The organism is Marinobacter santoriniensis NKSG1 (genome assembly GCF_000347775.1).
GTDB classification, from domain to species: Bacteria; Pseudomonadota; Gammaproteobacteria; order Pseudomonadales; family Oleiphilaceae; genus Marinobacter; species Marinobacter santoriniensis.
In genome coordinates, this window is sequence record NZ_APAT01000019.1 from 1 (window position 1) to 20,267 (window position 20,267).

Sequence of the window (20,267 nt, forward strand, 5' to 3'; positions counted from 1 at the left end):
GCATCGCGGGGTTTTTCAACAACAGCGACCGGCCTCAGTGGAGCCCGGACACGTAATTGGCTACCGCTTCGATTTCTGCATCGGTCAACTTCGCGGCAACGTCCATCATGATCGCAGAGTTGGAATCGGTCGCACGTGAACCACTGCGATAGGCTTTCAACTGGGTCATGACGTATTCCGCATTCTGGCCACCCAGACGGGGGAAACCGCCCGGCTTGTTGCCAAGCCCCTGGGGGTTATGACAGCCCGCACAGGCCGGAACACCAGACGCCAGATTACCGCCGCGGTAAAGGGCCTCACCCTGTGCAATCAGCGCCGGGTCGGCCTGATTGACGATCATTTCCTGATTGTCCATGTAGGCCGCCAGATTCTGCAGGTCCTGCGTGGACATGTTGTCCAGAATTCCAGCCATCTGAGGCACGGCACGCTTGCCGGACTTGATGGCCTGCAGCTGGTTGAACAGGTACTTTTCTCCCAGCCCGGACAATTTCGGGTATGATCCCATAACCGGCTTCTGGCCACCCTGGCCATGGCACCCGGCACATACTGCTGCTTTCTGTTCACCTGCCTGAGGATCTCCGGCGCCATACGCCAGCGACGTGAGGCTGACACCAAGAACCACTCCTGCGATCAGTTTTTTCATGCTCGCTCCACTTCTCTCATCTTGAAAGTATTCTTAACATGCAGCCGGCAGGCACTGACAGGCAGGCTCAAAACCGAGGCTGATAGCGGTCGCGCCAAGCGCACCACCCAGATTTGGTGTAGCATTATACATTAATCATCGGTAACTGAAATCCAAAGGGAAGCCAACCGTAGTGGACCCTGATCTGACTCAAAAATCCGTCTCTTTTAACAGCGCCCGTTTTCTGATCAGCGCTTCCAGGCTGAACGAGTGCCCGCCGGATTCCGGCGCGGAAATCGCCTTCGCCGGACGCTCGAATGCGGGGAAATCCAGCGCCCTGAACGCAATCACCGCCAATGGCAAACTCGCACGTACCTCCAAAACACCCGGGCGCACCCGGCTTATCAACTTTTTTTCGCTGAACCGGGAAGACTGCCGGCTCGTCGATCTGCCCGGCTACGGCTACGCAAAAGTCTCCCGGGACATGAAAGACGACTGGCAACAGCACCTGGGGCATTACCTCAATGATCGGCGCTGCCTGCGTGGGTTGGTACTGGTGATGGACATCCGGCATCCGTTGACGGATTTCGACCAGATGATGGTTGAATGGTGCGAACACAATCGCCTGCCGCTCATGATACTGGCCACCAAGGCGGACAAGCTGAAGTTCGGCCAGGCCAAGACCGCCATGCTGGGCATCGCGAAAAAGCTGCAGGACTTCCAGTGTCTGGAACACCTGATCATGTTTTCAGCCACCTCCAAACGGGGGGTTGATGAATGCCGGGAGGCACTGAACGACTGGCTTACGGCCCCATAAACGAAAAAACCGGTCTGCCAGAAGACAGACCGGTAAAACGTCAGGGTTTGCGACGTGCTAAAACCTGAGAACTCACTCAGGAGACGCAAGGAATGTCCGATTTTCCCAACGTCGCCAGTTTTGACGGACAATCCGGCAAAAAGTTCCGAAAACTGTCTATTTTTTAATCACACCCCGGTGACCAGCCGCTCACGCCGGTAACGAAGGCCGATATTGCTCCCTCAGCGCCATCACCTGTTCCCGATACGCCGGTGTCAGGTAGGGGATCTCGAGCGTCAGCACCTGATAGATGCCCTGCTTCAGCTCCGTCAGAGTCAGGTTGTTGGAATCTTCGGCCGCGTGGGCGGTTTTCAGGAACGCCATCCAGTTAGTGATCACCAGCCAGACATTGAGTGACATCGCGGTCCGCAGATCCACCGGCTGGGGTTCGATGATGCCCGCCTCCGCCATCTTTTCGAAAATCAGCCGGATCGATCCCAGACACCGATTCGTGAAGTCCCGATAATCCCGTCGCAACCGGTTGTCACTGTCGAGCAGATACTCGAGGTCCCGGTGAAAAAACCGGTAACTCCAGAGGCCATCGAACACGGATTCCAGATAAAACGTGAGGTCCTCGAGCGTCAGTGATCGGTCTTCCGGGATATCCAGGTAAAAATCCACCAGCTTTTCGTATTCGAGAAAGATCTCGTAGATGATGTCCGACTTGTTCCGGAAATGGTAATAGAGGTTTCCGGGGGATATCGCCAGATGGGCCGCAATGTGGTTTGTCGTGACGTTCCGCTCGCCTCGTTCATTGAACAGTTCGAGGCTGGCCAAAAGGATTTTGTCTCTTGTTTTCATAGGGGTGTCGATACTTTTTGGTGATCGCGCTGTGACTGGCCCGATAGGCCATCGGGCCTTGCTTGACTCACTAGAGTATATACTCTAATAATAGACCCTGATGCAAATTGGCTACTTTTTGGCCACACCACAACAAGACGCACCCGGCCACTGAACCGGTTGCACTGAGGAGAGCGTCATGGCTGCCACCGTTGTCCAGCTGACTGAAAGCAAGAAGCACATTCAGCATACACACCGTGTCTTCGAAGAACAGAAAAAGGCGTTTCGCAGCAATACCATGCCTTCGCTGGCGGAGCGCCAGGAAAATCTCAAGCGCCTCAAACGCGCACTGCTGACCAACCAGGATCGACTCCTGGAGGCCATCGACCGGGATTTCAGCTGCCGTTCCAGGGACGAGTCCCTGATCGCCGAAGTGATGCCTTCCATTCAGGGCATCAACTACACCCTGAAGAATCTCGCCGGCTGGATGAAACCCTCCCGGCGGCATGTCTCGGTTCTGTTCCAGCCAGCCAGCAACCATGTGCACTATCAACCAAAGGGTGTGGTTGGTGTTATTGTCCCCTGGAACTACCCGCTTTATCTGGCCGTCGGGCCACTGGTGGCTTCGCTGGCAGCCGGCAACCGGACCATGGTCAAGATGTCCGAGTACACGCCCCATACCTCGGCGCTGTTCAAGGAGATCATCGAGGCCACCTTCCCGGAAGATCTGGTCTGTGTGATCAACGGCGAAGCCGATGTGGCGGCCGATTTTTCGTCCCGTCCGTTTGACCACCTGCTGTTCACCGGCTCAACCTCCGTCGGCAAGATGGTCATGCGGGCGGCAGCGGAAAACCTCACACCGGTGACCCTGGAACTGGGCGGCAAGTCGCCGGCCATCGTGTCACCGGATGTGCCCATGGAAGACGCCGCCCAACGCATCGCCTTTGGCAAGGCCTTCAACGCCGGACAGACCTGCGTCGCACCGGATTATGTCCTGTGTCCGTCCGATCGGGTTCAGGCGTTTGTGGACGAGTTCCGCAGCCGCTTCGCCGAGATGTACCCGACCCTGCGCGATAACGACGACTACACCGCCATCATCAACGAACGGCAATACGACCGTCTGCAGAGCTATCTTGAGGATGCCCGGGCGAAGGGCGCCGAGGTCATCGAAATCAATCCCGCGCGCGAGGACCTGAAAGACGGTACCCGCAAGATTCCCCTGACGCTGGTGCTCAAGACCACGCCGGACATGAAAGTCATGCAGGATGAAATCTTTGGCCCGATACTTCCGGTTGTGGCCTACGGCGCACTGGAGGAGGCGATCCACTACATCAATGATCGTCCCCGGCCGCTGGCCCTCTATTTCTTTGGCTACGACCGGGACCACCAACGTCAGGTCGTTGAGAACACGCTCTCCGGGGGCATGTGTATTAACGACGCCCTGATGCATGTCGCCCAGGATGACCTGCCGTTTGGCGGTATCGGCGATTCGGGCATGGGCCATTATCACGGCAAGGAAGGGTTCCTGACCCTCTCCCATCACCGGGCGATCTTCACCAAGCAGAAATTTAACAGCGGCAAGTTTGTGTACGCGCCTCACGGAACCGCAGCGCATAAATTGGTGTACAAGCTGTTTATCCGCTGAGCTGTCCCCGCAGGATCGGTGCGAAGACCGGTCCTGCGGCAACCTCCACGACAACAACAAAAGACACGCCAACATGAACCAACAGAACCACGCCCCTGACACTGAAGAAACCGGGATCGGACTGGATCGCCGGCGTTTTCTGAAAACCGGACTTGGTGGCGCCCTGTTCCTTGGCACCGTCAGCGTGACTGCCGGCCTCTCCGGATGTGCCTCCGCACCCGCCGGTCGGATCACGGCTGTCGGCACCCGGATGGACGCCAGTTACAACTTCCGCTTTCTGACCAACGATGATATCCAACTGTTCGAAGCCTTGCTGCCGGCCATTGTCGGTCCCGGCCTGCCAGAGCAGCCCGAGGCACGCCGACAGGCAATCGCCGGCACCATCGAGCGTATCGATTCCGGCATTCACCAGTTCGGGCCTGCCAACCAGGCAGAACTCCGACAACTGTTTGACCTGCTCAATTTTGGCCTGACGCGGGTCACGGTTGCCCGGGTCTGGTCCAGCTGGCCCAATGTGACGACCTCCGAGGCAGACGCCTTTCTCGAGCGCTGGCGCACCAGCAGCATCGGACTGTTCAACAAGGGTTATATTGCACTGACCAAGATCAGCAACGTCGCCTTTTACGGCTATCAGGATTTCTGGCATCTGTCCGGTTATCCCGGCCCGCCTCAGTATGCGGTCGACGCCCTGCCCCAATTCCACAACGCCTGATTTCCAGCAGACCAACGGAGTGAAACATGCAGTCAAACGATGTCATTGGACAGGGCCTTGCGTCCGGCTGGAACGTCACCGACGGTGCAACCCTGACAGCAAACCAGACAGTGGAAGCAGATGTGGTGGTGATCGGCACCGGTGCCGGTGGCGGCACCACGGCTGAGATCCTGGCCCGGGCAGGCCTCTCCGTCATCCTGGTGGAGGAAGGCCGGCTGTATTACCAGAAAGATTTCAAGATGGACGAGCTCACCTCGTACGCCAACCTGTATCAGGAGGGCATGAGCCGGGTCACCCGGGATGGGGCCATCGCCATCCTGCAGGGGCGATGTGTCGGAGGCTCGACAACCGTCAACTGGACCAGCAGCTTCCGGACACCGGACGAAACCCTGAACTACTGGGCCGAACAGTTCGGCCTCGAGGCGCTGACGCCCACCGCCATGGCGCCATGGTTCGAAGGTCGTGAAGAACGACACAACATGTCGCCCTGGGACATGGATCCGAACGTCAACAACGACATTCTGAGACAGGGGTGCAGCTCTCTGGGTTACACCTGGGACATCATCCCCCGGAACGTCAAGGGGTGCTGGAATCTGGGCTATTGCGGCGTTGGTTGCCCGACCAATGCCAAGCAGGGCGCCTTGCTGACCACGGTTCCCGGCGCCCTGAACCACGAGGCCCGCCTGTTCCACGGGCTCCGGGCAGACCGTCTGGTCATGGACCAGGATCGGATCGATCGCCTCGAAGCCAGCGCCATGGGTGCCGACGGCGTCACCCCGTCCGGCATCACCGTCACCCTGAAGGCCCGACACTTTGTGGCCGCAGCCAGTGCCATCGGTACCCCCGGACTGTTGTTGCGCTCAGACATACCGGACCCCTATGGCCGGCTCGGCAAACGATCCTTTATCCATCCGGTGAACGCGTCGGTTGCCGACATGCCCAACAAGGTCGACCCTTTCTACGGAGCCCCCCAATCGGTGTATTCCGACCACTTCAATTTCCTGAAGGGCGTGAGCGGTCCGGCCGGCTACAAACTGGAGGTCCCTCCTCTCCACCCGGCCATGTCCAGCGGGGTCATTCCCGGCCACGGCCAGGCCCAGGCCGACAACATGGCCAGACTGCCCTGGATGAACTCGGTCATCGCCCTGCTTCGTGACGGCTTCCATCCGGATAGCCCGGGCGGCAGCATCAGCCTGCGTGACGACGGCAGTCCGGTACTCGACTATCCGGTGACCGATTATCTCTGGGACGGCCTGCGCCGGGCCTATCACACCATGGCAGAGGTGCAGTTTGCCGCAGGCGCCAAACGGGTACGTCCGGTCCACATGGACGCCGGGTGGTACACCAGTCTGGCCGAGGCCCGGGCAGCGATCGATCGCCTGCCGATGGAACTCCACCGGGTTCGTCTGTTCACCGCGCACCAGATGGGCGGCTGCGGCATGGGGGCCAGACCGGAAGAATCTGTCGTCAATGGTTTTGGGGAACATCACCAGGTCCGCAACCTGAGCGTGCACGATGCGTCGATTTTCCCGACCAGCATCGGCGCAAACCCTCAGCTGTCCGTCTACACACTGGCGGCGCGCAACAGTACCCGGCTGGCGACGAAACTGGCCGGTTAAAGCGCCATTTCCGAAGCCAGGGACGGCTTCGCTGCAACTACAGAACCCCCGGGAATGCTGATATGATTGCAGCCAGCGAATAAAGGAGCTGTGCATGTCCAAAGTCATCTACCCGGGCACCTTTGATCCCATCACCAACGGCCACACCGATCTTATCGAACGGGCCGGCCGAATGTTCGACGAAATCGTTGTTGCCGTCGCCTACAATCCGAAGAAACAGCCACTCCTCAACCTTGAGGAACGCTGTGATCTGGTCCGCAAGGCCACCGCCCACCTGTCGAATGTCACCGTCACGGGCTTCAGCAACCTCCTGGCGGATTTTGTCAGGGAACAGGGCGCCACTGTCATCCTCCGGGGGCTGCGCGCCGTCTCCGACTTCGAGTACGAATTCCAGTTGGCGGACATGAACCGGCGACTCGCACCGGAGGTGGAGAGCGTGTTCCTGACACCCGCCAATCACCTGTCGTATATTTCCTCCACCCTGATCCGGGAAATCGCATCCCTGGGCGGGGATGTATCCGAGTTTGTCGACCCGGCTGTCGAGGCCGCCCTGAAACAGAAGTTCAACTGAGCCTGAGGAAACGCAGATGGCCCTGATGATTACCGACGAATGCATTAACTGCGACGTCTGTGAACCGGAATGCCCCAACGAGGCAATTTCTCCGGGCGATGAGATCTACGTGATTGATCCGAACAAGTGCACCGAGTGTGTCGGCCATTACGACGAGCCGCAATGTCAGCAGGTGTGTCCGGTGGACTGTATCCCACTGGATCCGGAACATGCCGAATCGAAAGATCAGCTGATGGAAAAATATCATCGCCTGACGGGCCTGTAACGAGCCGCCCAACCATAAAAAAAAGCCCCGTTCGGGGCTTTTTTTATGGAACATGGCGCCGTCAGAGAACCGGCGGCAGGGGCACCTCAACATCCTTGTTCACTTTCACCACCATATCGTTCAGCGTGGCGTCCATCACCAGTCTCTCGCCCTTTTCCACCAACAGTCCCTGCTTGATCAGGGGCGCGGCCTGCATCCGGATTTCAGGATAGTTCTCGACAAGTGAAAGCGGCAGTCCGAAATGCAGGTTCCCGGTCAGACGCTGCATCACCAGCAACATGCCGGACCTGTCATCGCCGGACAGTTCCGGATGACGCACACTCAAATGCCCTTTTACTTCGCCCTCGGGCGTGGCAATGCTCAGTTTCGGGATCGCAAACTCGAAACCGGCAGCCGCCAGGTTTCTCAGCGCGTCGTTCATCTGCTGAATGGCCGCCATCTGTTGTTCCATGTCCGGCACCCCAGCGTCTGACTGACTGACTTCCTGCAGGTTGGACAGGCCGGAGGTAAAGACATCCCAGCTCGCCACATCCAGATCCTTCAGCGCCACGACCAGTCGGTGAGGACCATAGGTGCCTGCCTCCGAGGAGACCGACTGCAGATTGACGTCCATTTGTGAATCCAGACGGGCACCGTCATCCCGGGACTCGCTGGAACTGGCGATCCGGAGCCCTTTCAGCGAGACAGACGCGCCATTCTTCGGTCTCAGGCTCATCGACGCCAGGTTCAATTCGCCATTACCGGTCCATACCTCTCCGGACAGGTGCTCCATGATTTGTTGCAGGTGCACCCCTGAAAAGCGGAGTTCAGCATCTGCGCTTTTCAGGGTCACATCCGAAACCTGGGCGAACGCATGTACCTCCTGCCCCTGATCACTGAACTCGAGCTTCGCCGAACCTGGGCTCAGGGTGACGCTCTCGCCGGATTCCGGATTACGAATACGGGTGGCGGGCACATCAAATGTCAGGGTCGCCGTCCCCCAGACGCGGGTTTCGAGCGTCAGTTTCGGTTCTTTTCCGGCGAACCAGTTGGCGTCTTTCGGCGACCAGCCGTCGACGGGACGAAGGTGAATCAGGCTGCCGGTAACCCCGTGATCGACGTCGGCGTGCAACCGGTAGCGGTGGGTGTCACCGGTTTCCGGATTGGCGATCACGACGGCCACCTGGATATCAGAGCCGAGTATCCCCCGTCGGTAGTCGCTGGTTTCCATGTGCATGAACGGCTGGGCATCGTTCACTTCGGTTGTGGCCTGCTGCCACTGGTATTCCGTCAGGTATCCCACCCCCCAGGGCAGGGCACCGGCGACAACCAGCACAACGGCGCCGGCAATAATCCATTTGCGCTTCAAGGGCGCCTCCGTTATCGATCAGGGTTTTCCGGTAAGGCGATCCAGCAGGACCAGCTGGGACGCGAGTCGTTCCTCGCCTTCCGCTGGCTGATTCTGCAGATAGCTGCCATCCGACTGCAAGACCCACGACTGACAATTGTCGGCCAGATAGGTATCGAGATCTTCTTTCACGCGCGCTACCAGGGACGGATCCTCAATGGGAAACGCGGTCTCCACGCGGCTCAGCAGGTTGCGTTCCATACCATCAGCGCTGGAACAGTACACCTCCGTTTTACCGTTGTTGCCAAAATAATACACCCGCGTGTGCTCCAGGAAACGACCAATGATCGACCGGACCCGGATGTTATCCGACAACCCCGGCACCTGGGGGCGAAGACAGCAGATTCCCCGGATGATCAGATCGATCTGCACGCCAGCCTGCGAGGCCCGGTACAGCGCCTTGATCAACTGGGTTTCCGTCAGGGCATTGAACTTCAGAATGATGCGGCCGTTTTCGCCAAACTCCGCCTCCCGCTCAATCAGGGCGAGCAGACGCGTATGGAGCGTGAATGGTGCGTGAAACAGCTTCTTGATCTTCAGCGCCTTGCCCATGCCGGTCAACTGCTGGAACAGTTTATTGACGTCGTCACCAATCGACTCGTCGCAGGTCATGAAACTGTAGTCGGTATAGAGTCGGGCATTACCGGCATGGTAGTTACCGGTCCCAAGGTGCACATAGCGACGAAGACGACCTTCTTCACGACGGACGATCAGAATCATTTTGGCGTGGGTCTTGTAACCAACCACCCCGTACACCACGATCACACCGGCCTCCTGGAGGCGACTGGCCAGCTCCAGGTTCTCCGCCTCACTGAATCGGGCCCGAAGCTCGATAACGGCCGTCACTTCCTTGCCACGACGCGCCGCATCGGCCAGCGCCTCCACGATTTCCGATTCGGCACCGGTGCGGTAGAGGGTCTGACGAATGGCCAGAACGTGCGGATCCTTGGCGGCCTGGCGCAGCAGGTCGACAACGGGGCTGAAGTTCTCATAGGGGTGCAGCAGCAGGATCGGGCGCTTGCGAATGGCATCAAACATCGAATCCCGGCTGCGAATCTGTTTCGGAATCGAGGGCGAAAATCCCGAATAGGTCAGATCCGGCCGATCCACCAGGCCGCTGACGGCCATCAGCCGGGTCAGGTTGACCGGCCCGTGGACCTGATACAGGTCACGCTCGGTCAGACCGAACTCGGTCAGCAGGAACTGCATCATTTCCTGTGGGCAGTTATCCGCCACCTCCAATCGAACACCGTCACCGAAGCGACGGCTCAGCAACTCGCCCCTCAGGGCGGAGGCCAGATCCTCAAGGTCGTCTTCGAGCTCCAGGTCGGCGTTGCGCGTCAAACGGAACTGATAGCAGCCCTTCACTTCCATGCCCGGAAACAGTTCATCGGCGTGGGCGTGAATCATCGACGACAGAAACACCAGGTTGTCGCCGTCGCCGCACACTTCGTCCGGCAGCCTCACAAGCCGTGGCAATGACCGGGGGGCCGGCACGATCGCCATACCGGTCTCGCGACCAAAGGCGTCTTTGCCATCCAGCTCGACGATGAAATTGAGGCTTTTATTCACCAGCCTAGGGAACGGGTGGGACGGGTCCAGACCGATAGGACTGACCACCGGCAGAATTTCTTCCTCGAAATAGTTGCGCACCCACTCGGCCTGCTCAGGCGTCCACTCCCTGCGCCGGACGAAATGAATATTCTCCCGTTCCATCTCCGGAATCAGGACATTGTTGAGAATGTCATACTGCTCGTTGATGTATTCGTGGGCGACCCGGCTGATTTCGGCGAGCGCCTGTTCCGGAAGCATGCCGTCGGCACCAATGGTTTCACGCCCGTACTTCATCTGCTGGCGGAGACCGGCCACCCGGATCTCGAAAAACTCATCCATGTTGCTGCTGAAGATGCAGCAGAAAATCAGTCGGTTGATCAGTGGATGGGTGGGGTCCATCGCCTGCTTCAGCACCCGGTAATTAAACTGGAGCTGGCTCAGTTCCCGGTTGAAGTAATTTTCGCTGGCGTCAAGATTGATCTCTTCGCCAGCGGGGGGTACGTCGACCGGAGCCGGGACGCTCTGGTCCGCGTCCGCCGTTGCCCGTGTTTTTGCCGATTCCATTGTCATACGCTTCTCGATCCCGCTCCTCTGACCTGCATTTTCTGACCTGCCACGCCGTCCTGTCTCACCGGCCCCGCATCAGCCGGGCCGCACGCACCGCAAAGTAGGTCAGAATGCCGTCGGCACCGGCCCGTCGCATCGCCATGAGGCTTTCCATCATCACCGCGTCGCCGTCGAGCCAACCGTTCTCAGCGGCCGCCATGTGCATCGCGTACTCACCACTGACCTGATAGACGAAGGTGGGTACCTGCAATTCCTTCTTCACACGGTGAACGATATCCAGATAGGGCATTCCCGGCTTGATCATCACCATGTCGGCGCCTTCGGCAAGATCCAGCGCCACTTCGTGCAAAGCCTCATCGCTGTTGGCCGGGTCCATCTGATAGGTCGACTTGTTGCCCTTGCCAAGATTGGCAGCGGAACCGACCGCATCCCGGAATGGGCCGTAGTAGCTGGAGGCATACTTCGCAGAATAGGCCAGAATGCGAGTGTTCACATACCCAGCCGATTCCAGGGCATCGCGAATCGCCGCAATCCGGCCATCCATCATATCGGAAGGGGCCACCACGTCGGCCCCCGCATCGGCGTGGGACAGCGCCTGGTTAACCAGGGCCTCTACCGTCACGTCATTGAGTACATAACCGTCATTGTCGATGATCCCATCCTGTCCGTGGGTGGTAAACGGATCCAGCGCCACATCGGTGATCACGCCCAGTTCAGGGTGGGCTTTCTTGAGCGCCCGGACAGCACGCTGGGCCAGGCCATCAGAGTCCCAGGCCCCGGAACCCGACAGGTTTTTCTTTTCTTTCGGCACCACCGGGAACAAGGCAACCGCCGGAATACCGAGATCGACCAGTTCGGCCGCCTGTTCCACCAGCAAATCGATACTCAGGCGTTCAACGCCGGGCATGGACGGAACGGACTCGCGCTGCCCCTCGCCTTCCAGTACGAATACCGGATAAATCAGGTTGTCCGGGGTCAACGGGTTTTCCCGCACCAGACGCCGTGAAAAATCACTGGCACGGTTGCGACGCAGACGGGTACGCGGAAATGAGCGGGGAGTCAGACTCGACACGGAAGGCCTCCTGATAGCATGACGGGAAAGTATTGGTGATGGCGCCCGGGAACCCCGAAAAACCACTCTGCCTGCCATGATACACGGCAACCGCCTGCCGGTGCAGTTGCCGCAGAGGCAATCCTCGCGGAGACTTATGACATTTTCATGACGACGAGTTCAAAAGACGCCGCCAACCGCCCGCCGGAAATCCAGGTTCCTGCTATTATCCGGGGCAGGCTATCGAAGGAATATGGGTACAGGGCGAAGCCAAAGCGCCGCCCTGTACCCCCGGAACCGAATCAGAAGGAGCGATTGTTGAATCCCACATCGACCTTTCGGGGGGAATTGGCACGGAAGGCATTGTCCACTTGCTGGATTTTGCCACCCTGTTGCAGGAACGACTCAATATCCGCCTGCAACTGCGCCCTGACCCGCGCCCGACCGGCGACGGAATGGGTATCCTCGCTGTCGCTGCCCCAGCTCCCGGACTGCTCCAGGTTGCTTTCGTCGAATTCACTCACGGGCTCATCTCCATCAACGAAAACAGATCTGAAAGTGCGCTCGCCTGAGGTGGCCAACGCGCACTCTGTGTCGACGAACGCGCCATCAACCGGTTCGTCTTGGCGTCTTTATAATCCCGAAATCCTGACGACGCCATTTCCCGGCAACGACATTTTTGTAAATTTTTGTTACAGACCATAATAGACTGATTTTAAAGATTTAATAGAGCTACAAGACACCGCTTCTTGATTGACACAAAGAATGAATAATGATTCACTGCTTATAAGGAGTAGGCATGGCCTATCGTGAAACGGAGAAAATGCGACAACGCAAGGCTGAGGCCCGTCGACGAATCGTGGAGTGCACTTACGAGTGTGTTGCCGAAGGCGGCTTCCGGAGTGCCCGGATCACCAGGATCGCCGGACTTGCCGGTGTCGCGACGGGAACGATCTACCGGCACTTTGAATCCCGGGAAGACCTGTTCGCCGAAATTTTCCGCACGGCAACACAGAAGGAAGTGGATAAGGTCGCCGAGGCACTCGACACGCCGGGTGACGCGACCACGAGACTGGAAAATGCCCTGCGGCAGTTCGCCGAGCGCGCATTAAGGGGCCCCATGATGGCCTGGTCGCTGATCGCCGAACCCGTGGATCCGAAGCTGGAAGAGGAACGGCTGGTTTACCGCCGAGCCTATGCAGAACATTTCGAGAGAGCGATCCGGGAAGGCATAGCCGAAGGCTGCATACCGGATCACGACGCCCGCCAGAGCAGCACCTGTCTCGTGGGCGCCATTGCAGAAAGCCTGGTTGGCCCACTGTCTCCGACACTGGCCAGCCAGAATTCATTGACCGAAACGGACAAGAACCGGCTGGTCGACTCCATCGTCCGTTTTTGCGTGCAGGGGTTGACCGGCTCCAGGAGATAGCCATGACAGCGCGCCAGCTCAGACCCGATAGTGACACGCCGAAACACGAAGACCGCTACCTGGCGGTCACCCACGACGTATTCAACCAGCCGCCAGCCCTGCAGGACTACAACCTGTTCGAACAGGACCAGGCGCTTCAGGAAGCGACCGTGCGGGAAGGCGCTGCCCATGCCGCCAGCGATCTGCAGGCTTTTGGCGCACTGGCGGGAGGCGCGGACACCATCGACCTGGGCTTTCGCGCCAACAACAATAAACCGGTGTTCAACACCCACGACCGGTTTGGTCACCGCATCGACGAGGTCGATTTCCATCCTTCGTACCATGAGCTCATGCGCATCGCCATGGAAAACGGCCTTCACAGCAGCCCCTGGACCCATCCCGGGCAGGGCGCCCACGTCGCCCGTGCCGCCCGCTATTATATGCATTCCCAGGTGGAAGCCGCCCACTGCTGCCCGGTGACCATGACCTTCGCTGCCATCCCGTCCATTCGAAAGCAGGCAAACCTGGCAGCGGACTGGGAGCAGAAAATCCTCGCCAATCGCTACGATCCCCGAAACCTGCCCGATTCGGAAAAAACGTCGGTCACCATCGGCATGGCCATGACCGAAAAGCAGGGCGGCAGCGACGTTCGTGCCAACAGTACCCGAGCCTATCCGATAGGGAGCGAGGGGCCGGGCGAAGCCTATGAGTTGGTGGGGCATAAATGGTTTGTCTCTGCCCCCATGTGCGATGCTTTTCTCGTGCTGGCCCAGACGGCCAATGGCCTTTCCTGCTTCCTGATGCCGCGCTGGCGGCCGGATGGCAGCAAAAACCCCTGGCAGGTCCAGCGACTGAAAAACAAGATGGGTAACGTGGCTAACGCCTCCAGTGAAGCGGAACTGCGCGGAGCACTGGCCTGGATGGTCGGGGAGGAAGGCCGTGGCGTACCCACCATCATCGAGATGGTAGCCATGACCCGCTTCGACTGCATGATCGGCAGCTCCGCCGGTATGCGCCAGGCCGTCGCTCAGGCGACCCATCACTGCCGCCACCGGAGCGCCTTCGGCAATCGCCTGATCGAACAACCACTGATGCAGAATGTCCTGGCCGACCTGGCCCTGGAAAGTGAGGCGGCCCTCGCGTACACCATGCGAGTCGCCCGCGCTCTCGATAACCAGGACGACGAGCGCGAACGTCTGTTCACGCGCCTGGCAACCCCCATCGGCAAGTACTGGATCTGTAAACGCACCCCCAACCATGCCTATGAGGCCATGGAGTGCATTGGCGGAAGCGGTGTCATGGAAGACTGCATCATGCCCCGCCTGTTCCGAGAATCGCCGGTGAATGCTATCTGGGAAGGCAGCGGCAACGTCCAGTGTCTCGACACACTCCGCGCCCTGCAGAAGGAACCCGAGACCCTCGATGCCTTTTTCCTGGAAACCGCCGAAGCCAGAGGTACTGACCGTCGCTTTGACCAGTTCCTCACGCAGTTGCAGGACGATTTCGCCGACATCAGCGATTTCCAGTACCGGGCTCGCAACCTGGTGGACCGGATGGCCCTGGCCCTGCAGGCCTCCCTGCTGATCCGCCACTCCGACAAGGCCGTGGCAGACGCCTTCTGCGCCTCCCGCCTGGAGAACACGGGCGGTCAGAATTATGGAAACCTGCCCTCCGGCACCGACCCCGCGGCCATTATCAAACGGGCTACGCCTGTAGTAGGCTAATGACATTACCTTCGGCGGGAACCCGTTCCCGCCGGATCCAGCACCAAAGCCGGAACCAACCATGTCAGAAGCCCTGCGAAAACTCCTGAGGGAAGGCAACTTGCCCCAACAGCCGGTGATCACACCGCATGTGGGCGTCCTGACCCTGCATTTCCAGCTTTATGGCTGTGAAGACCTGAAAGCCAAGCGCAAGGTCTTTACCGCATTGAAAGCCGTCTGGGGCAAGGAACCGGATCTGGCCGTGGCCGAAACCGCCGATCACGACGCACTGGATTGCGCCACCTGGACCATTGCGGCCCTCGGCACCTCCTCTCGCCAGATCAGCCAGCGCCTCGACCTTGTCGAAAAGGCCATTGAGGAGAAAGTAGACGCCGCCGTGCTTGATGTGCAGCGTGAAATTCTCTGACATCATGCCTGCTCAGGGGCGTCGGTGGCGTAACAGCCAGTGACGCCGTATACTACGCGTCCTCAGGGATGCCAGCTAACCTGCATGAAGCGGGTAACCAATTTTGCCGACGCCGGATCGTGTTCCGGCTGTGTCCGTTGGGCATCCGGAACCGGCCCTCGGATGACCACTGATTGTGCGTGGTGCCTATGACCGGAAAGAAAAAGTCCGCCCAGGCCTCGGTTGAGGCGATGTATCGTGTGTTCACGGTGCCCGAAGCACCGGAATCCACCCTCAGCCGCATAGACCAGGACATCTCCCGAAACCTTGCGGGCTTCCTGCAGGAACACATCGTTGCCGTCGAGCGGGACCTCTCGGAAGTCGAGAAAGACTTCTCCGAGTACAACATCCCCGAAAAACCCGTGTTCGTTTCCGAGCAGGCCCAGTTCCTGCTCGACAAACTGGTCGCCAACTCGGTCCATACCGCCTCGCCGGCCTTTATCGGCCATATGACATCGGCTTTGCCCTACTTCATGCTGCCGCTGTCAAAGATCATGATTGCGCTGAACCAGAACCTGGTGAAGACCGAAACTTCCAAGGCCTTTACGCCCATGGAGCGCCAGGTGCTCGGCATGGTCCATCGCCTGGTGTACGAAGAAGATGGCTCCTTTTACCGTAAGTGGATGCACGATCCCCGACATACCCTCGGGGTCATGTGTTCCGGAGGCACCATTGCCAATCTTACCGCCCTGTGGGTCGCCCGGAACCGCGCATTCCCGGCGGAGGGCAGCTTCCGGGGACTGCATCAGGAAGGTTTGTTCCGGGCGCTGAAATATTACGGCCATGAGGGCGCTGCAATCCTCGTCTCAAGCCGTGGGCACTACTCCCTGCGCAAGGCAGCGGATGTTCTTGGCCTGGGCCGGGACGCGTTGATTGCGGTCGAGACTGACGACCGGAACCGCATTCAGCCCGATGCGTTGCGGGAGAAGTGCCTGGAACTGCAAAAGCAGAAAATCAAGATCATGGCCATCTGCGGGGTTGCGGGTACCACCGAGACCGGCAACGTCGATCCGCTGGATGCCGTCGCGGACATTGCCCGCGAATTTGGCGCCCATTTCCATGTGGATGCGGCCTGGGGCGGACCGACCCTGTTCTCCCGAACCCACAAACACCTGCTCCGCGGCATCGAAAAGGCCGACTCGGTGACGTTCGATGCCCACAAGCAGCTGTACGTCCCCATGGGCGCCGGCCTGGTGGTCTTCAAGGACCCAAGCCTTGCCACGGCGGTTGAACACCATGCCCAGTACATTATCCGAAAAGGCTCCCGGGACCTGGGAAGCACCACCCTGGAAGGCTCCCGCCCCGGTATGTCCATGCTGATCCATTCCGGCCTGAGAATCCTCGGGCGGGAAGGGTACGAGATTCTGATTGACCAGGGCATCGAGAAGGCCCGCATCTTTGGTGAGATGATCGACGAAGCACCGGACTTCGAGCTGGTCACCGAACCGGAACTCAATATCCTGACCTACCGTTATTGCCCGGAGGACGTACAACAGGCGCTGAGGGTCGCGGATGAACTGCAGGCAGAAAAGCTCAACACCTGCCTCAACCGGATCACGAAATTCATCCAGAAAATCCAGCGTGAACGAGGCAAGGCCTTTGTCTCAAGAACCCGCCTTGAGCCCGCTCACTACTATCGTTTCCCGTGCATCGTCTTCCGGGTGGTCCTGGCCAACCCGCTGACAACCCGCGAGATCCTGGCGGAAATTCTGGAGGAACAGAGGAAGCTGTCCGGAGATGAGGGGATTTCAGACGAGATGACTATCCTGCATCAGATGGCGGCAGCAGTGCTGAAACAGCACGAACCGAGCGCAAGACAGGCATAAAGTGACCCGGGGTCGCGCTTAAAACGGCCCCGGGCAATCCCGGATTCAGTAAAGCGCTTCCTCGTCGTCCAGGACATCGTGAATGATGTCCAGAAACATCCGGTCCGCTTCGCTCCAGTGCTCAGGAATACGGATAGTGGTGTTGGCACTGATCTCCCGGGCAATCACCTCGTCCGCATTGGGCTCCGCCCGGTGTTTCCTGGCGATTTCCATCGATTTTACGGCGATTGTGGGGTCGCTCAGGACCTTCTTGATAAAGACTCGCAGCTCGTCGATCATCTTCGCCTGACGGCTTTCAACGGATGAACTCATACGTTACTCCCGGAACCATGGAATACCGGGGGCAGAACGCCCCCTTCGCAGGGAATAGTATGACCAAAGCCGGCCTGGACAACCAGCCCGATCAGATCAACAGGCCTCGCAGCGTGAAGAACAGGATCGCAGCCATACATGCGGAGGCCGGGACGGTAATGACCCAGGCCGCGGCAATTTTCACCAGTTGCGACCGTTTGACCATCTCTTCCCGGTAGATCTTCTTGAGCCGCTTCCGTTCAGACTTGGACAGGGGAACCTGTTTCTTTTTCTTCGCCTGCTTGAGCAGCTTTTCCATCTCTTCCACGGTGGCGTTGCGGAAATCATCCAGGAAGGGCTTCAGGCGCTCCTGCTCAGCCGGGTCATGATGCTCCATGATCTTGTGCAGCTGGGTGGCGTAGTTACGTTTGAGATACTCCCTGAGGAATCCGACGCCGAACACGCCCCCGATGGCAATGTGGGTGGAACTCACCGGCAACCCCAGTTGCGACGCCAGGATCACGGTCAGGGCGGCCGACAGGGCGATACAGAACGCCCGGGTCTTGTCCAGTTCGGTAATTTCGCTGCCAACCGTCTTGATCAGACGGGGCCCGAACAGCATCAGACCGACGGCAATGCCCAACGCACCAACCATCATGACCCACAGGGGAATACCGGCCGAAGTGATCACAGCGCCCGCCGCCAACGCGTCATTGATAGCCGCCAGCGGACCAATCGCATTGGCCACGTCGTTGGCACCGTGGGCAAAACTCAGCAAGGCAGCCGCAAAGATCAGCGGCCAGGTGAACAGGGTATTCACGCCACTCGCACTGTTTTCCATGGTTGCCGCGCGGCGGCTGACCAGAACGCGGACAATGAAAAAGACCACGGCTGCCGCAACCAGTCCGATGAGTGACGCTTCCAGGAAATCCACCTTGATGATCTTCTTGACCCCCTTGATCATCAGATAGGTTCCGAAGGCCCAGGCCATGATCCCCACCAGCCAGGGCACAAAGGTCCGCGCCGCTGCCACGACATTCTGCCGGTAGAGCACGGTCTTCTTGATAACCAGCAGGAACAGGGCCGCCAGCAAGCCGCCCAGTACCGGCGAAATGACCCAGCTGGCCACGATCTTGCCCATAACCGACCAGTCGGCAATGCCCCAGCCTCCGGCCGCAATGCCGGCACCCAGGACGCCACCCACGATGGAATGGGTGGTCGACACCGGCGCACCCATCCAGGTGGCGAGATTCAGCCAGAGCGCACCGGCCAGGAGCGCAGCAGTCATCAGCCAGACAAACGCCTGACTATTGTCCAGCACCGTGGGATCGATAATGTCGCCCTTGATGGTAGACACCACGTCACCACCGGCAATCAGCGCCCCGCCGGCTTCAAATACGGCCGCGATCACGACCGCAGCCCCCAGCGACAGGGCACCGGACCCTACCGCCGGACCGACGTTATTGGCGACATCGTTGGCGCCAATATTGATCGCCATGTAGCCGCCAATCACCGCCGCAGCCATGAGGAGCATGCTGTTGGGCATTCCATTGCTGAAAGAACCGACGGCCAGCCATATGCCGAGCAAAAACAGCAGACTGATTCCGACCCTGTATCGTTCCGTGGAGGGGCTCGTGAGGATGGTATCCAGGAATCCGGTTGAACGGGCCATAGAGACTGAATCTCGTGTGGTAGGGGTTAAATTTTGCCCGCAACTATAAAATTTTTGACATCAAAATGAAACACAACTGTCATGTACGTCAGTTGTGATCCGTCGCAGCGTTTTACATATTTTTTGACGGATAATGTTTTGAATTGGCGTCAAAAAGACAGAAAAAGGCCCCCATGACAGACCCCCTTTCAGCAAGCCACGAAGCAGCCGGTGCCCGCGAGGATGCCCAGGTAGCCGGGTTACTGAACTGGCTGTCCGGGGCTGCGATCCTGTTCCTGTCCGGCATTGGCACCAAGGCCTGGTTCGCCGGCCACACACTTCATGCCTGGGTACTCTGGATCTTTGCCGTTCTGGTTGGCCTGACCATCGTCCAGTTCTCACTCACCCGCAACCAGCCACGCCAGAAAGCCAGCCTGATTGTGATCGCCGCACTCCTGTTCATGTATCTCGTTGCCTCTGGCGGTGAGAGCAATACCGGGCCACTGTGGTTCTATGTATTTCCGCCGCTGCTGTTCTTCCTGACCGATCTGAAAACCGGCACCGCGGTCCTCCTGATGTGCTGTCTGGTAGCCGCCATCGTGTTTGAATTCCCCCAACTGCCGTTCGTCGGCGCCCATTACAGCTACGATTTCAAGATCCGCTTCTTCGCGACCCTCGCCTTCGAGTCCATTTTCTGTTTCATCCTTGAAGCCGGTCGACTGAAGGCGCGAAACGAACTCGTCGAGCTGGCGGCTACCCACGAGCACGCCGCCAGGACCGACGAGCTCACCGGGCTCTCCAACCGGCGTGATATGCAGCAACGTCTTGCCGAGGAATTTTCCCGTTACCAGCGTTCGGGGCACCATTTCTCCGTCGTGCTCATTGATCTGGACCTGTTCAAGAAAATCAACGACGTCTTTGGTCACGACGCGGGGGATTCGGTGCTGCGACAATTTTCAGGCGTTCTTTCGGAGGTGGTCCGAAAAACCGACTCCGGGGCTCGCTGGGGAGGCGAGGAATTCCTGCTGCTGTTGCCAAATACGTCACTGCTCCAGGCGCTCACTCTTGCCGAGCGGCTCCGCCAGCGGGTCGCGTCGACGTCCTTCGTTTTCAGGAACCAGACGTTGCCGGTGACACTCAGCGCCGGCGTCTGCTCGATTGCCAACTCGGCCACACTGGCAGACCTGCTCAAGCAGGTAGACCTGCACCTCTACAACGCCAAACAGGCGGGCCGCAACCGGATAGCACCAAGGGTTCGCCAGAGCGAGGACGGGATGACCACGTCGACTTGAG

General features: G+C 59.0%; 19 protein-coding genes. 11 read left to right on the forward strand and 8 right to left on the reverse strand.

The features are described from left to right. Positions 1-34: 34 nt before the first annotated feature. A complete protein-coding gene (locus MSNKSG1_RS12670; protein ID WP_008939676.1) occupies positions 35-643 on the reverse strand; it encodes a c-type cytochrome in 609 nt (202 codons plus the stop codon). Between the two features lie 172 nt (positions 644-815). Here MSNKSG1_RS12670 and yihA point away from each other — a divergent pair, with 172 nt between their 5' ends. After that, positions 816-1,439, forward strand: a complete 624-nt coding sequence (gene yihA, locus MSNKSG1_RS12675) for a ribosome biogenesis GTP-binding protein YihA/YsxC (RefSeq protein WP_008939677.1) — start codon at positions 816-818, stop codon at positions 1,437-1,439. A 189-nt stretch (positions 1,440-1,628) separates the two neighbouring features. Here the strand turns inward: yihA and MSNKSG1_RS12680 are convergent, their stop codons facing one another. Then, positions 1,629-2,279: a TetR/AcrR family transcriptional regulator gene (locus MSNKSG1_RS12680; RefSeq protein ID WP_040886921.1), complete on the reverse strand. Its 651-nt coding sequence runs from the start codon at positions 2,277-2,279 to the stop codon at positions 1,629-1,631. Positions 2,280-2,457: 178 nt separating this feature from the next. Between MSNKSG1_RS12680 and MSNKSG1_RS12685 the strand changes: the two genes are divergently transcribed. From MSNKSG1_RS12685 to MSNKSG1_RS12705, 5 genes are all read left to right on the forward strand, one after another. Further along, positions 2,458-3,903: a coniferyl aldehyde dehydrogenase gene (locus MSNKSG1_RS12685; protein WP_008939679.1), complete on the forward strand. Its 1,446-nt coding sequence runs from the start codon at positions 2,458-2,460 to the stop codon at positions 3,901-3,903. A gap of 73 nt (positions 3,904-3,976) precedes the next feature. After that, positions 3,977-4,615, forward strand: a complete 639-nt coding sequence (locus MSNKSG1_RS12690; RefSeq protein WP_008939680.1) for a hypothetical protein — start codon at positions 3,977-3,979, stop codon at positions 4,613-4,615. A 26-nt stretch (positions 4,616-4,641) separates the two neighbouring features. After that, entirely contained in the window at positions 4,642-6,234 is a 1,593-nt protein-coding gene (locus tag MSNKSG1_RS12695) for a GMC family oxidoreductase (protein ID WP_008939681.1), read from the forward strand. A gap of 94 nt (positions 6,235-6,328) precedes the next feature. After that, complete coding sequence (gene coaD, locus MSNKSG1_RS12700) at positions 6,329-6,805, forward strand: pantetheine-phosphate adenylyltransferase (protein ID WP_008939682.1); 477 nt, start codon at positions 6,329-6,331, stop codon at positions 6,803-6,805. A gap of 16 nt (positions 6,806-6,821) precedes the next feature. Further along, positions 6,822-7,070 carry a YfhL family 4Fe-4S dicluster ferredoxin gene (locus tag MSNKSG1_RS12705; protein WP_008939683.1) on the forward strand — a complete coding sequence of 83 codons (249 nt, stop codon included), beginning with the start codon at positions 6,822-6,824 and terminating at the stop codon, positions 7,068-7,070. 61 nt (positions 7,071-7,131) lie between these two features. On the opposite strand, the gene MSNKSG1_RS12710 is transcribed toward MSNKSG1_RS12705, so the two are convergent. From MSNKSG1_RS12710 to MSNKSG1_RS12725, 4 genes are all read right to left on the reverse strand, one after another. Beyond that, the gene (locus MSNKSG1_RS12710) at positions 7,132-8,418 is read right to left on the reverse strand and encodes a DUF945 family protein (protein WP_008939684.1); all 1,287 of its coding nucleotides are present in this window, start codon (positions 8,416-8,418) and stop codon (positions 7,132-7,134) included. Between the two features lie 18 nt (positions 8,419-8,436). Then, positions 8,437-10,581: a polyphosphate kinase 1 gene (ppk1, locus tag MSNKSG1_RS12715; RefSeq protein WP_008939685.1), complete on the reverse strand. Its 2,145-nt coding sequence runs from the start codon at positions 10,579-10,581 to the stop codon at positions 8,437-8,439. 58 nt (positions 10,582-10,639) lie between these two features. Continuing rightward, positions 10,640-11,650: a porphobilinogen synthase gene (gene hemB / locus MSNKSG1_RS12720; RefSeq protein ID WP_008939686.1), complete on the reverse strand. Its 1,011-nt coding sequence runs from the start codon at positions 11,648-11,650 to the stop codon at positions 10,640-10,642. Positions 11,651-11,931: 281 nt separating this feature from the next. Further along, the gene (locus MSNKSG1_RS12725; RefSeq protein WP_008939687.1) at positions 11,932-12,153 is read right to left on the reverse strand and encodes a hypothetical protein; all 222 of its coding nucleotides are present in this window, start codon (positions 12,151-12,153) and stop codon (positions 11,932-11,934) included. Positions 12,154-12,428: 275 nt separating this feature from the next. On the opposite strand from MSNKSG1_RS12725, the gene MSNKSG1_RS12730 reads away from it, so the two are divergent. The 4 genes from MSNKSG1_RS12730 to panP all read left to right on the forward strand — a co-directional run bounded on the left by MSNKSG1_RS12730 (position 12,429) and on the right by panP (position 17,032). Next, complete coding sequence (locus MSNKSG1_RS12730; RefSeq protein WP_008939688.1) at positions 12,429-13,058, forward strand: TetR/AcrR family transcriptional regulator; 630 nt, start codon at positions 12,429-12,431, stop codon at positions 13,056-13,058. A 2-nt stretch (positions 13,059-13,060) separates the two neighbouring features. Further along, on the forward strand, positions 13,061-14,761 hold the full coding sequence (locus tag MSNKSG1_RS12735; protein WP_008939689.1) for an isovaleryl-CoA dehydrogenase: 1,701 nt from the start codon (positions 13,061-13,063) through the stop codon (positions 14,759-14,761). A 61-nt stretch (positions 14,762-14,822) separates the two neighbouring features. Next, positions 14,823-15,167: a DUF503 domain-containing protein gene (locus MSNKSG1_RS12740; protein WP_008939690.1), complete on the forward strand. Its 345-nt coding sequence runs from the start codon at positions 14,823-14,825 to the stop codon at positions 15,165-15,167. Positions 15,168-15,355: 188 nt separating this feature from the next. Continuing rightward, complete coding sequence (gene panP, locus MSNKSG1_RS12745) at positions 15,356-17,032, forward strand: pyridoxal-dependent aspartate 1-decarboxylase PanP (protein WP_008939691.1); 1,677 nt, start codon at positions 15,356-15,358, stop codon at positions 17,030-17,032. A gap of 45 nt (positions 17,033-17,077) precedes the next feature. Here the strand turns inward: panP and MSNKSG1_RS12750 are convergent, their stop codons facing one another. Together MSNKSG1_RS12750 and MSNKSG1_RS12755 are read right to left on the reverse strand one after the other, a co-directional pair. After that, entirely contained in the window at positions 17,078-17,344 is a 267-nt protein-coding gene (locus MSNKSG1_RS12750; RefSeq protein WP_008939692.1) for a hypothetical protein, read from the reverse strand. A 91-nt stretch (positions 17,345-17,435) separates the two neighbouring features. Then, positions 17,436-18,995, reverse strand: coding sequence for an inorganic phosphate transporter (locus MSNKSG1_RS12755; RefSeq protein ID WP_008939693.1), 1,560 nt, complete (start codon positions 18,993-18,995; stop codon positions 17,436-17,438). 173 nt (positions 18,996-19,168) lie between these two features. On the opposite strand from MSNKSG1_RS12755, the gene MSNKSG1_RS12760 reads away from it, so the two are divergent. Further along, entirely contained in the window at positions 19,169-20,266 is a 1,098-nt protein-coding gene (locus MSNKSG1_RS12760; RefSeq protein WP_008939694.1) for a GGDEF domain-containing protein, read from the forward strand. The last annotated feature ends 1 nt before the right edge of the window (position 20,267 follow it).

Excerpts from the sequence above, each read along its gene's own strand:
- MSNKSG1_RS12670 (WP_008939676.1), bottom strand. The coding sequence starts at position 643 with ATGAAAAAACTGATCGCAGGAGTGGTTCTTGGTGTCAGCCTCACGTCG.
- MSNKSG1_RS12680 (WP_040886921.1), bottom strand. The coding sequence starts at position 2,279 with ATGAAAACAAGAGACAAAATCCTTTTGGCCAGCCTCGAACTGTTCAAT.
- MSNKSG1_RS12685 (WP_008939679.1), top strand. The coding sequence starts at position 2,458 with ATGGCTGCCACCGTTGTCCAGCTGACTGAAAGCAAGAAGCACATTCAG.
- MSNKSG1_RS12690 (WP_008939680.1), top strand. The coding sequence starts at position 3,977 with ATGAACCAACAGAACCACGCCCCTGACACTGAAGAAACCGGGATCGGA.
- MSNKSG1_RS12695 (WP_008939681.1), top strand. The coding sequence starts at position 4,642 with ATGCAGTCAAACGATGTCATTGGACAGGGCCTTGCGTCCGGCTGGAAC.
- coaD (WP_008939682.1), top strand. The coding sequence starts at position 6,329 with ATGTCCAAAGTCATCTACCCGGGCACCTTTGATCCCATCACCAACGGC.
- MSNKSG1_RS12705 (WP_008939683.1), top strand. The coding sequence starts at position 6,822 with ATGGCCCTGATGATTACCGACGAATGCATTAACTGCGACGTCTGTGAA.
- ppk1 (WP_008939685.1), bottom strand. The coding sequence starts at position 10,581 with ATGACAATGGAATCGGCAAAAACACGGGCAACGGCGGACGCGGACCAG.
- MSNKSG1_RS12730 (WP_008939688.1), top strand. The coding sequence starts at position 12,429 with ATGGCCTATCGTGAAACGGAGAAAATGCGACAACGCAAGGCTGAGGCC.
- MSNKSG1_RS12735 (WP_008939689.1), top strand. The coding sequence starts at position 13,061 with ATGACAGCGCGCCAGCTCAGACCCGATAGTGACACGCCGAAACACGAA.
- MSNKSG1_RS12740 (WP_008939690.1), top strand. The coding sequence starts at position 14,823 with ATGTCAGAAGCCCTGCGAAAACTCCTGAGGGAAGGCAACTTGCCCCAA.
- panP (WP_008939691.1), top strand. The coding sequence starts at position 15,356 with ATGACCGGAAAGAAAAAGTCCGCCCAGGCCTCGGTTGAGGCGATGTAT.
- MSNKSG1_RS12750 (WP_008939692.1), bottom strand. The coding sequence starts at position 17,344 with ATGAGTTCATCCGTTGAAAGCCGTCAGGCGAAGATGATCGACGAGCTG.
- MSNKSG1_RS12755 (WP_008939693.1), bottom strand. The coding sequence starts at position 18,995 with ATGGCCCGTTCAACCGGATTCCTGGATACCATCCTCACGAGCCCCTCC.
- MSNKSG1_RS12760 (WP_008939694.1), top strand. The coding sequence starts at position 19,169 with ATGACAGACCCCCTTTCAGCAAGCCACGAAGCAGCCGGTGCCCGCGAG.